The 12,373-nt window shown below is 32.8% G+C and carries 13 protein-coding genes; 3 read left to right on the top strand and 10 right to left on the bottom strand.

From position 1 onward, the window contains the following. Positions 1-22: 22 nt before the first annotated feature. Both LBV24_RS08175 and LBV24_RS08170 read right to left on the bottom strand, forming a co-directional pair. Positions 23-577: a hypothetical protein gene (locus LBV24_RS08175; protein ID WP_224478156.1), complete on the bottom strand. Its 555-nt coding sequence runs from the start codon at positions 575-577 to the stop codon at positions 23-25. Between the two features lie 46 nt (positions 578-623). Further along, entirely contained in the window at positions 624-1,280 is a 657-nt protein-coding gene (locus LBV24_RS08170) for an endonuclease III domain-containing protein (protein WP_224478155.1), read from the bottom strand. A 34-nt stretch (positions 1,281-1,314) separates the two neighbouring features. Between LBV24_RS08170 and bcp the strand changes: the two genes are divergently transcribed. Next, on the top strand, positions 1,315-1,770 hold the full coding sequence (bcp, locus tag LBV24_RS08165) for a thioredoxin-dependent thiol peroxidase (protein ID WP_224478154.1): 456 nt from the start codon (positions 1,315-1,317) through the stop codon (positions 1,768-1,770). Between the two features lie 30 nt (positions 1,771-1,800). On the opposite strand, the gene LBV24_RS08160 is transcribed toward bcp, so the two are convergent. The 4 genes from LBV24_RS08160 to LBV24_RS08145 all read right to left on the bottom strand — a co-directional run bounded on the left by LBV24_RS08160 (position 1,801) and on the right by LBV24_RS08145 (position 6,826). Beyond that, on the bottom strand, positions 1,801-3,360 hold the full coding sequence (locus LBV24_RS08160) for a sugar porter family MFS transporter (RefSeq protein ID WP_224478153.1): 1,560 nt from the start codon (positions 3,358-3,360) through the stop codon (positions 1,801-1,803). 94 nt (positions 3,361-3,454) lie between these two features. Beyond that, the gene (locus tag LBV24_RS08155; protein WP_224478152.1) at positions 3,455-4,339 is read right to left on the bottom strand and encodes a hypothetical protein; all 885 of its coding nucleotides are present in this window, start codon (positions 4,337-4,339) and stop codon (positions 3,455-3,457) included. A gap of 29 nt (positions 4,340-4,368) precedes the next feature. Further along, positions 4,369-5,241, bottom strand: coding sequence for a glycoside hydrolase family 16 protein (locus LBV24_RS08150; RefSeq protein ID WP_224478151.1), 873 nt, complete (start codon positions 5,239-5,241; stop codon positions 4,369-4,371). A gap of 118 nt (positions 5,242-5,359) precedes the next feature. Next, positions 5,360-6,826: a TonB-dependent receptor gene (locus LBV24_RS08145; protein WP_224478150.1), complete on the bottom strand. Its 1,467-nt coding sequence runs from the start codon at positions 6,824-6,826 to the stop codon at positions 5,360-5,362. 72 nt (positions 6,827-6,898) lie between these two features. On the opposite strand from LBV24_RS08145, the gene LBV24_RS08140 reads away from it, so the two are divergent. Both LBV24_RS08140 and LBV24_RS08135 read left to right on the top strand, forming a co-directional pair. Further along, complete coding sequence (locus LBV24_RS08140) at positions 6,899-7,666, top strand: MBL fold metallo-hydrolase (protein ID WP_224478149.1); 768 nt, start codon at positions 6,899-6,901, stop codon at positions 7,664-7,666. Further along, complete coding sequence (locus LBV24_RS08135) at positions 7,663-8,169, top strand: hydrolase (protein WP_224478148.1); 507 nt, start codon at positions 7,663-7,665, stop codon at positions 8,167-8,169. The genes LBV24_RS08140 and LBV24_RS08135 overlap by 4 nt, the downstream gene beginning before the upstream one ends. Here the strand turns inward: LBV24_RS08135 and LBV24_RS08130 are convergent. Genes LBV24_RS08130 through LBV24_RS08115 form a run of 4 tightly spaced genes read right to left on the bottom strand, consistent with a single transcriptional unit; the run spans position 8,166 to position 12,320 of the window. Further along, positions 8,166-8,810 (bottom strand): alpha/beta hydrolase, encoded by a 645-nt coding sequence (locus LBV24_RS08130; protein WP_224478147.1) that lies wholly within the window; start codon positions 8,808-8,810, stop codon positions 8,166-8,168. The two genes, LBV24_RS08135 and LBV24_RS08130, sit on opposite strands and share 4 nt — an antisense overlap. Before the next feature lie 2 nt (positions 8,811-8,812). After that, entirely contained in the window at positions 8,813-9,145 is a 333-nt protein-coding gene (locus LBV24_RS08125) for a hypothetical protein (protein ID WP_224478145.1), read from the bottom strand. Beyond that, positions 9,145-10,398, bottom strand: a complete 1,254-nt coding sequence (locus tag LBV24_RS08120) for a dihydroorotase (RefSeq protein WP_224478143.1) — start codon at positions 10,396-10,398, stop codon at positions 9,145-9,147. The genes LBV24_RS08125 and LBV24_RS08120 overlap by 1 nt, the downstream gene beginning before the upstream one ends. Beyond that, complete coding sequence (locus LBV24_RS08115) at positions 10,395-12,320, bottom strand: vWA domain-containing protein (protein WP_224478141.1); 1,926 nt, start codon at positions 12,318-12,320, stop codon at positions 10,395-10,397. The genes LBV24_RS08120 and LBV24_RS08115 overlap by 4 nt, the downstream gene beginning before the upstream one ends. Between the last annotated feature and the right edge of the window lie 53 nt (positions 12,321-12,373).

Raw genomic sequence — 12,373 nt, 5'->3', positions numbered from 1 at the left:
GAAAGAAATCCTGATTGTAAAATCAGGATTTTTTTGTGAATAATAACTCTTCGTAGTTGTGCGTATCTAAATATTCTTTTTTCAATGATTTTAAATATTGAAGAATATCTTGTCTTTTAGGGTGTTTATTTAATAAGCAATTGCTAACCTTTTCATCATATACCGTTATGAGGATGTACCAGTGGCCTTTTCTACTATCATAATTCTCGTCAAAAACTGTAAACCCAGCTTTTTCACTGAGAACAAGATCTACAGCTGCCAATCCTATATTTAAAGTTCTATCTTCCTTGCCCACTTCTTTGTAAGATAGATAGTAAGTCGCTCCATTCAGTTGAAAAGGGGAATTGTATCCCACGTCTTTGTGCTGTAGATTTAACTTGGTATTTATGAAATGATAAAATTCATCTGCATCTTTAGGATCCTTAAAGATAAAGAAAGTCTCTCTGGGTAGTTTCCGCTCAAATTTTTTCGCTTGCATTACCTTGTAATCTTCATTTTTAAACCGTGGTGCAATTTTAGTAGGAATGCAAGACGTGATAATAGCCGATAAAGATATGAATAGAACAAATTTTTTCATGGAAAGTTAGTTTGATGCAAAAGCATCAATAACTATACCATTGCAACTACTTTTTATTTTTATAATAATCTTTAATTACGGACTGTCGGCCAATTGTTTTCGTAATAATGTCTTTTTCTAAATCCCAACCTCTAGCCGGAGAATATTCACGACCATACCATATTATTTGAAGGTGAAGGTCGTTCCATAGTTCCTTCGAGAATAAACGTTTTGCATCTTTCTCGGTCTGCACAACATTTTTACCATTGGTTAAATTCCAACGATACATCAATCTATGAATATGAGTATCAACAGGAAAAGCAGGTATACCAAAGGCTTGTGAAAGTACAACAGCTGCCGTTTTGTGGCCTACAGCTGGCAATGCTTCAAGCTCTTCATAGGTTTTAGGTACTTTACCGTTGTGCTTATCAATGAGAATATGAGATAAGCCATATATTCCTTTACTTTTCATTGGAGATAGACCAACAGGTTTTATAATTTCGCGTATTTCCTCAATACTTAATTTAATCATATCATAAGGGTTGTCTGCACGTTCAAACAACAAGGGCGTGATTTGGTTAACACGTACATCTGTGCTTTGGGCTGACATTAGTACTGCAATTAAAAGCGTATATGGGTCTTTATGGTCTAAAGGAATAGGAATTTCTGGGTATAATTCATTTAACGTATTTATAACAAATTGTACCTTTTCTTGCTTAGTCATTCATTGTATTTTTACAAAAACAAAATTAAGCATTATGACGCACTTAAAAATAGGTGATAAAGCACCAAGTTTCACGGCAAAAGACGAACAAGGAAATACAATATCATTAGCGGATTATCAAGGCAAAAAACTTGTAGTTTTCTTTTATCCAAAAGCTAGTACACCAGGATGTACAGCTGAAGCTTGTAATCTTAACGATAATTATGACAGGTTTAAGGCGCAAGGCTATGAAATATTAGGTGTGAGTGCTGATAGTGCTAAGCGTCAATCTAACTTTAAAACTAAATATGGATTTCAATACCCTCTGCTAGCAGACGAGGATAAGGCAGTAATAAATGCTTTCGGTGTTTGGGGACCAAAAAAGTTCATGGGTAAGGAATATGATGGCATCCATAGAACTACCTTTGTCATAGATGAAAACGGTATCATTGAAGATGTAATCACCAAAGTTAAAACCAAAGAACATACAGCTCAAATTCTAGTCGACTAGAACATTGATGTAGTATTAAATTTTAACAAGCTATTTTACCAATTGAGCTTCTAGTTCTTCTAAGGATTTACCTTTTGTTTCTGGAATTACTCTAACAATAAATATTAGACTAGCAAAGGCAAAAAGACCATAAATCAAAAAGGTCATTGAACTGCCTATGGTAGATAATTCCCATGGGAAAATAAATTGGACACCTGCTGAAACAGCAGAATTTACAAATCCAACGAATGAAATTGCCACACCTCTGATTCTCAATGGGAATAACTCTGAAAAAAGTACCCACATAACAGGCCCAAGTGAAATTGCAAAGCATGCTACAAAGCCTAGGATACCTATAAGGATAAGAGATGGGTTCATACTAATTGCGGCAGTAATTAATTCAGACTCATTTTGTTTTGCTCTTTCTGGTCCTAAAAGTGATTTGAGTTCATTTTTATATGCTACATCATTTTTAAAGGATTTCCCAGCAAGTACAGATAATTCTTCTCTTAATTCTGTATTTGATAATTGGTTTATTTTTTCACTATCTAATGAATATGTTGCTGAATTAAACCCATAGGCTAATAACACCATAAAAACGCCAATTCCGGCAACGCCAAATGTAAGCAATGGTTTACGCCCAAGTTTATCAATTAATAGCATTGCTAATATTGTAAAGACCAAATTGGTTACTCCAACTAGTATGGCTTGTATGAATGACGCATCAGTACCAATACCAGATTGTTCAAATATCATAGGTGCATAGAAAAAGACAGAATTTATACCTGTTATTTGCTGGAGAACACCTACAACTAAACCTATGGTGATAACGAGTCTCATGGCAGGTTTAAAGATTTCCATTACTGATACTTTCTTTTTATTCTTATCAGTTTCTAATGAATCTTGTATTGCTACCATATCCTTTTCCGCTTGTTCATCTGTATAAAACTTTTGTAGTACGTCTTTTGCCTCAACTAAATGATTCTTCATAACCAACCATCTAGGGCTTCTAGGAACAGTTAATAGCCCAAAAAAGTAGAGAATTGCAGGAAGGGCTTCGACACCTAACATCCAACGCCAATTATTTTCTGCTATCCCTAGAGATTGTACCCAACTTGCATCAGAATCACCAAGTGATAAAATATAGTAGTTGCTAAAAAACGCAATGGTTATACCAAGTACAATATTTAATTGATTGAAAGATACAAGTCTACCTCTTTGTGCTGGTGGTGCAATCTCAGCAATATACATTGGCGCTAAAATTAATGAGGCTCCAACCCCAAAACCACCAAGCATTCTAAAAATCAAGAAAAGTGAAAAATTTGACACCAAGGCGGAACCAACGGCAGAAATTGTAAACACTATAGCACAAACTTTAAGCATTATCCTTCTACCAAAACGATCGCTTAAAGGTCCTGAAATCATCATTGCTAAGGCTGCTATGATGGTCAGTGAACTAACAGAGAAACCTAGTTCAATATCTGTTAAATTGAAATCTATTTGAATGAATTTGTTAACACCAGAAATCACAGATGCATCAAAACCCATTAAAAATCCACCTAGTGCTACAATAAGAGCAATACGTATGGTATATAAAGATTGATTATTCATTTTAGTTGGTAAGAGTTAGTTAGTAATTTAAAATGGCTTACGCCAAAATATCGTCTAAGGTAATAATCTATAATTAAACCAGAAATTATGATGTTTAACTTAAATTATATAGTGTATATGTTCTTGACCATTTCTTGGTGTTATCTGGTTTAAGATTAATGTCAAAAAATAATTCTGGACTTATTACATGACGACAACCCCAAAGATTAATTGAGTTAGTTTCAAAATCACCTTTCTCCGATATGCAGATCTTATTTCTTTTATTTACTAATTTCCACTGTGCTGTTACTTTTTTACCTCCTGTTATATTGCTGAAGAAAAAAGCGCTCTCAGGAGAGGCTTTAAAAGATACTTGATTGGTTGAGAATGTAACTACATTTTTAGGATTAACGGTTTCATTGAATGTATCAGGATCGATAACGAAATTAAATGATAGCTCATAATCTTTATTTATCAAGGATTTATTTATTGACATAAAGTTATGTACATATTCATCTGTAATAATGGATTTTTGTCCAGTGTTTTTGAGAGTATAATTAATTTCAAAGCCACTCTTTAATAGTTTTATTTCTTTTTCGAGTATATATGCATAGCCATTATGTGATAGAGATTGACATTTAATTTGAAGTGTTTCAGAATTAGCATTCAACGAAAATCTTGCTGGTTTAATATCATATTTATTCATGAAAAAATAATCTGATTCCTGCTTTCTTAAAAGTCCAACTCCAATTTTATGAAACCAATCATTCAGTTCAAGGTTTTGAAAACCTACAGGTTTATTTATTCCAAATTCATTGTAAAATCCCCTACCATAATCTGGAATTTCCTTTGCGTCTGTCTTTTCATCACCTGTTACGCAAGTGCCCTTATAAATTAATTTTTTGATTTTACCGCTCCAGTCAAAACGAGAAAAATTATAATTTTCTGAAGGGTCATCAATATGAAGTTCAATGGTTTTGTTTTTTAGAATATATGTCATTGAGATCAGTGAATTATAATAAACTGAGCTTAGCTGCTTTGGTCCTTTTGATAAACTTTAACCCAATCTACATACATAAACTGTGGAAATGGAGTAGAGGTATCTGGTCGTCCTGCGTACGTGCCTCCAACAGCTAGATTAAGTAGGATAAAAAATTCTTTATGGAATTCTGAGCGTTCTGCGTCAGCAATAGAGGTGATTGCATATTGATAACCATCTACAAGCCATTTGATATTTTTATCATCCCATTCCAAAGCAAATATGTGAAAATCATCTGCAAAAATTCCCTTATCTAATTTATAGGATTTTGCTCCCATCATTGCATGAGAATTTGACTGATCAGCATAATGTAAATTAGCCTCGACAATGGCATTGTCTTTAGTACCGTATAGTTCTAGAATATCTATTTCACCACATTGTGGCCATGGAGTATCACCTCCATTTTCATCTATATTCGCTCCCAACATCCAGAATGCTGGCCATATTCCTTTGCCCTTTGGAAGTTTTATACGAGCTTCGATTTTACCGTATTTCCAAGATTGCTTGTTTGCAGTATTAAGCCTCGCTGAAGAATATTGGTCCATCCCATGAATATCGGTCTCATGTACAGCCTTAATGACCAAACTTCCATTTTCAATAAATGCATTTTCATTGCTATCAGTATATCGTTGCCACTCGTTATTAAATTGACCGGCTTTTAGAACTTGAAGATTCCAATTACTTGAATCTATAGTATCCGAATTGAATTCATCTGACCATACCAAATTCCACTCATCATTTTTTAATTCAGTTTCGATGAGTTCTTTTGTACTAACTATTTTTTCTTTGGTATTTTCTTTACAAGTGAAGAAAATTAATGGTATGATTAGAATGGTAGCAATATTTTTGAACAATTGATTCATGTTGATAGTGATGGTTGAATGACTGGACTAAAAATAAGTAATTATAGTCAAAGTAGCATTTCAGCAATCAATAATCCTCAGCGAATATGCAATTTATCGTAATAATAAAAAAATGGGATTACCTTAAAACTTCTTCAGTTTCACAACCAAATAACGACTTCTCTTTGATAAGTTTAGCAACACCTTCTGGTAGCATCTCTTCCCAACCATCATCACCACTAGTGATTTTCTTTAAAACTTCTCGAGAGAAAACTCTCAATATGGATGGATCATAATCATGAATATCTACCACTTTTCCATTGTATTTAAAGAATTTGTATAATTCTTTCATACGTGGATGAACCTTAAGATTTTCGCTGTCGGTTAAGCTTCCATCTTCATTTTCCATAGGGTAAAGATAAACACGGAGATCTTTGTAGAAAAGTTTACCAAAAGCTTCTAATATACCACCACTTAAGTGACGGTAGTATTTTTCATCAAAAATATCAATGAGATTATTTACTCCCATTGCTAATCCCATTCTATTTCTGGTGTATTGAGAGAAATACTCGACTAGTCTATAATATTCTTGGAAGTTTGATATTAAAACTGTCTGACCTAGAGAACATAATAGACGAGCTCTATCCATAAAATCTTGTTCGTCTATTTCACCTTCAGCCCTGAGGTTTGAAAGGGTAATTTCAAAAATTACTTGCGTCTTTTCTTTATCAACCTTGTTTTCTTTAATGAACATTTCATATGATTTTTCAAACATATCCATATTCACTTTGGTTACAGGTCTAAAGCTACCTCTTAATGCAAGTATATTCTTTTTGTAAAGTACTCTTGCTGGTAGAACATTATTACCATCTGGTGCAAACATTACTGCATCGGTCATTCCATTTTTAACGAGTTGAAGACTCATTAACCTGTTATCTACATCTTCGAAAACCGGACCAGAAAAATTAATAGTATCAATTTCTAATTGATCCTTATCTAAATGATCATATAAGTACCGTAATAATTTACGTGGTTGATTGTATTTATAGAAAGCACCGTAAATGAGGTTAGTTCCCAATTTACCTAGGGTCTCTTGTTGTAGTCTTGCATCATTTTCTTTAAATCTAATATGCAAAACAATATCATTGTAATCTTGGTCTGGTGCTACTTGGTATTTAATTCCTACCCATCCGTGGCCTTTATATTTCTTTGCAAAATCAATGGTTGCAACAGTATTAGCATATGAAAAGAATATCTTGTTTGGTTGCTTTTCTCTTCCTATACGTTGTTCAATAAGATTTACCTCATGATTAAGCATTTTTCTTAACCTAGCTTCGGTTACATAACGCTTATCGTCTTCAATACCATAAATAGCATCACTAAAGTCCTTATCATATGCTGACATTGTCTTTGCAATAGTACCAGAAGCACCACCTGCTCTAAAAAACTGACGCACAGTTTCTTGGCCTGCACCAATCTCTGCAAATGTTCCGTAAATATCTTTGTTAAGGTTTATTCGTAGGGCTTTGTCCTTTAATGAAGGTATATTTTCTATCTCAAAGTCACCTTTGTACCTTATGTCTTCCATAGAATTTGGGTTCTTCATAATGCCGTAAAGGTACTATTTTACGGTGGTATACAAAAAAATAAGCTTATTTTTGTTTTAAACTTAACAGTCTTGACAATAACATTTTTAGGTACTGGTACGTCTCAAGGAATACCCATTATCGGAAGTGAACATCCTGTTTGCTTAAGCAAAAATCCAAAAGATAAACGATTACGAGTTTCTATATTGGTAGAGTGGGATGATTACACTTTTGTTGTTGATTGCGGGCCTGATTTTAGACAGCAAATGCTAAATGCTAAAGTGAATCGGATAGATGGCATAATATTTACGCATGAGCATGCAGACCATACGATGGGATTAGATGATATAAGACCATTCTTTTTTAGGCAAGGCGATATTCCACTATACGCTAATAAAAGAGTTTTTAAAGCTCTAGAAAAGCGATTTGACTATATATTCACTTCTGAAAAGAAATATCCTGGTGTACCAAGTGTTATAAAACATGAGATATCCAACAGTGCTTTTAGAGCAGGTAATTTGGATGTTTTACCAATAGATGGTTTGCACTATAAATTACAAGTTTTCGGGTTTAGATTTAGCGATTTTGCATACCTCACCGATATGAAAACAGTATCAAAAAAGGAGATGAAAAAATTAAATAATCTAGAAGTTCTTGTCGTTAACGCATTGCGTGAAGAGCCACATATCTCACATTTCAACTTAGAGGAAGCCTTAGAATTTATTGCAGAGGTTAAACCTAAACGTGCATATTTAACTCATATCAGTCATCATATGGGATTTCATGATGATGTACAACAAAAACTACCCAAAAACGTTTTTTTAGCCTATGATAATCTACAAATAAAAATCCAAGAATGAAGAATAGAATTTTTATGTACTTGTTTTTATTTTCTGTATTACTTATTGTATTTCAATATGTTAATTCAAAAAATATAATTGATAAATACGAAAAAGATATACAAACCTTTAAGGCCAATATTGCTGAACTAGAGCAGAAATCTAATGAATTAGAAGAGCAGAATTTTGAGTTAAATCATTTCAGCATTAATGGAAATGAGGATGCTTTGACATTTTTTGAAGATAAAGGCTACAATACTGAAGAACTCATTCCAGCAATAGTTGATGGTTTATATAGCATGAACAATTACAAAGGTGAAGATCACCCAATTGTTCCATATGTATCCATGACAGATTCAAAAATGGTAATCAATAAAGTAAGAATACTTAATCACAAATGGATTATCGCAGATTTTACCGATACAGAGAATTGGGGTGAGATTTTTGTTAATTATGAAATTGATGAAAACAATGAATTAAAATATAAGCTCGTTGAATACTTTATGTATCCAATGAATTATTAAATATATTTCTTCAGCCAGTCTTTAAAATCATGAAAATTTTGCGGAGCAACTCCATGTCCAACTGGATATTCTGAATAAACATGGTTAATATTTAAAGCCTTTAAAAAAGCAGGGGTTTTTCTTGCCCAATCTACAGGGATTACCTGGTCTACTGTACCATGTGAGCAATAGAAATTTAAATGCTTAAAATCTTCTGTGTCTAGGTTGTCTGGAATAATATCATTATTTATATAACCACTTAACGCAACAACGTTTTTTACTTTTGTTGGATAATTTAAGGCGACAGCATAGCTTAAAATTGTGCCTTGGCTAAAACCTAATAATGTAACGTTGTTTTTATCAACCGGATAATTAGTGCAGGCATAATCAATAAATCCCGCAATTAAATCAACCGATTCTTTGGCTTGTTCATTATTGCTCCATTTGCCTTGCACTCCATCAAAATTTATGGCATACCATGCGTTCCCAAAAGGTTGCATTCTATAAGGAGCTCTCAAGGAAATAATGAAAAGTTCTTCTGGTAATTCTTGAGCAAAGGAAAACAAATCATTTTCATCACTTCCATAACCATGACACATGATTACCAAAGGAGCGTTAGATTGTAATGATGAAGGACGTTTTACGTAAAATAAATCACTCATAATTAATTACCTAAGGACTTAAATAGCTTTTGAAAAAAATCACCAAGAATAGGTATGCTATTGGCCTTTCCTGAAATGGCACCTAATAGTCCATATAGAAACAAAACAGCAAAAAATATCCAAAAAGAGTAGGTGAGCATCCAACTATCAAATCCACTTATAACGTATCCAAAAATGAAATACATTAACCAAAGACCTAGACTTTGTCTAATATGAAAAAATGTAAATGAGTTTTTCTTTTCTTGATTCATAAAGAAAGCAATCAGCACACCAATAATGGTGATATAAGCAATAATACTTAGGCCTTTGCCCTCTTTAGCAGAGTTCTGATCCATTACAGTAAGACGATTTTTTTATTTGCAACAATACCGTAAGCCATCCCTTTTAGGTCTTGGCCAATAAAAGCACTGTTTTTTGATTTTGATAGTATGTTAGAAACAGAAAACTGGTAATTAACATCAGGATTGAATAGAGTTAATTCTGCATCGTTACCTACATTAATCGTATTTTCATCAACACCAAATCTGGATTTTCCCTGCGTAAGAAGACCAATAGCTTTTTTGGTTGTGAAAATTGTTTGAAGCGCTCCAAATGAAGATTCCAAACCGATAGTACCATATTTGGCATAATCAAATTCTACTTTTTTGTCTTCAATATCAATTGGATTGTGGTCTGCAGTTACCATATCAATAGTGCCATCCTTTAATCCTTCTATTAATGCATTACAATCATTCTTAGTTCTTAAAGGAGGTAGAACCTTAAAATTAGTATCAAAATCCGATAATACATCATCGGTGTAAATAAGATTATGTATGGCCACACTACAGCTAACGTCAAGTTTTTTTGCTTTGGCTTGTCTAATTAAGTCAACTGATTTTGCAGTCGATATTGTAGGTATATGAAGTTTGCCTTCTGTGTATTCTAATAAAAATAAATCCCTTGCGACCTGTAAATCTTCGGCTAGATTTGGATTGCCCTTAAGACCGAGTTTAGTACTATTGACATGCTCGTTTACAACTCCTGTTCCAGTAATCTTATTTTCCTGTGGAAACGAACAGATTAAACCATTAAAATTACCTGCGTATTGCATTGCAATTTTGGCTAAGTTAGGATTAGAAATAGGCTTTTGATAGTCATAAAATGCTACTGCGCCTGCATTGCTCATGTCGTACAATTCAGCAAGGTCTATTCCTTTACTCTCCTTAGTTAATGCTCCAATTGGTAAAAGCTGAGTAGCATGGTTGGATGCTTTAGATTTAACAAATGAAATGTCTGCATAGCTGTCAATTACAGGGAAAGAGTTTGCATTTAAGGCAACTGCTGTGAATCCAGATTTTGAAGCCGTTTTAAGACCATTGTCAATGGTTTCTCTTTCTTCAAATCCTGGCTCTCCAAACGAGACACTACTATCAAACCAGCCCTGTGACACATGAAGGTTGTCTAGTTTAATTTCTCTGTAATTATTGGGATTAGAAATTCTTTTGGAAATCTTAGCGATACGACCTTTTTCAATTAAAATATCGACTGTCTCATTGTGAAAATCACTTTTAGAATCAACGACAGTTGCAGATTTTATGAGTGCGTTCATTTAAGATATTTTAAAATAAGTACCTCTAAAATCAGAAATACTAGGGCAAAAATAACAAACCATTTCCATAGCGCATTAACATTTGCATTACTTTTTATCGCATTTATTGTTTTGGACAAGCTAGTTTCTGTTTTTATATTGTTTAGGGAATTAATATTTAAATAATTTATATTACTCTCTTCCCTGCTATAGTTAAAACTTATATTTTGCAAATTTTCATCATCGTTCTTAATAGTATAAATACCGTCATTTTCAGGATATTCCTTGGTTTCTAATACAACAGATTTACTATATGTTTTTTGAGGAGGAATAACTGATCCGCCCTTTGCATGAAGACTTAAAATATCATCTTGTCCTAATTCGGTTTTTATAGCTATTGAGTTAGGCCTGCCTATGGTATAAAACAACTTCGGTAATTCATGACTTTGTAAACCAATATTGTATAAAACAGGAACAATCAAAGGAGAGTTTTGAAAGTTTGAATTGTCGCCATTTATGGCAGAAGCAAAAGCATAACTTCCATTTTTACCTTGCAGAAATATTGAGCCATCATCATAAGATAACACACCACCTGTATTTGATAAAAATCTAAACGACGAGTTGACACGTGGGTATTGAAAATTAGTCACTTTAGTATAAAAAGAGTTCAATAACAAAGGATGGTCATAATTAATAGAAGTGACTCTTTTTGTTGAATAGATACCATCGTCAAATCTAGACAAATTAATTACATTAAATAATTGATTATAAGTATTTAGTGAAATGTTATTTGATGGGATAGTTAATATACTTCCTCCGTCTTTTTTAAATGCATTTAAAGCCGAAACTAAAGCTGATGAAATAGATTCTAGTTCATTTAAAACAACTAAATTTTGGTCATTTATTAAGTTAAAATTTAGTGCTTTGATATTGTATGAATTGAATTCAAATTCATCATTGGTATATATACGTTTTAAGAAATTATCACTTGATTTGTCGTTTATGGCTAGTACTCTAATTTTGGGTTTCTTACCAATATTAAAGTAGAGGACGTTGTCGTATTGCAAGCCAGCATCTTCAATAATTAATTTACCATTTAATTCAGTATTATTTGCAATAGTAAATGTAGCTTCTGCTTCATTTTCAATGTTTACAGAGTTCTTTGCTAGTAACACGTCATTGTTGTACAATGATATACTTATACTTTCAACTGGTTCTCCATAGTTTGAGAGTTTTACGTTTAAATCTAAGGTTTCTGCATTTGTATTGGCAACATAAACACTGTCAATACTAACATTTGCGACTAGATTTGATTTAGGTTGTACCAATGATATGTCTACTATGCTGTCTTTCTCGATGTCAAGAGCCTCGGTTCCTTGTTGAAAATCTGAAACTAGAACCAGATTTTTCTCTGCATTAGTATTCTTAGAAAACATTTGTTTTCCTTTTAAGATAACAGCATCGTAATTAATTTGATTATTAGAAAATGATAGATTAATTAAGTCATTTTTAATGGCCTTAATACTTGTTTTGGTAAATACATTATCATTAGTAAAAACACTGATATTTTCGTCTTCAGGTAATGAATTTATAAGATCTTGTATAGCTTCATTTAGTAAGCTACCGTTTCTGCCTTGTGCCTCCATACTAAAAGAATTATCTAAATAGATAACAGTTTCTTGCAATTCATTGAAATTTTCTGTTTTTGGTATAAAAGGCTGGGCAAATGCAATAATTGCACAAGCTAATAATAGCATTCTAGTTAACAGTGTTAACCATTTTTTTATTTGAGAACTTTTGCGAGTTTGTAATTTGACGGCTTTCAAAAATTTTACGTTTGTAAACTCTACCTTTTGAAAACGTCGTAATTGAAATAAATGAATGAGAATTGGAATAACCAGTAAAAATAAAGCGTATAGTAATTCTGGATGTTTAAACTGCATTCCTTTTTAAGCCAAAGTTGTATCGTCAAATATAGAAAATGCTCAATGATAAC

It is taken from the genome of Winogradskyella vincentii (genome assembly GCF_020166345.1).
In the GTDB taxonomy this organism is placed as follows: Bacteria; Bacteroidota; Bacteroidia; order Flavobacteriales; family Flavobacteriaceae; genus Winogradskyella; species Winogradskyella vincentii.
The sequence above is the reverse complement of the archived record's forward strand: the minus strand, read 5'-3'. Positions and strand labels throughout refer to the sequence as shown.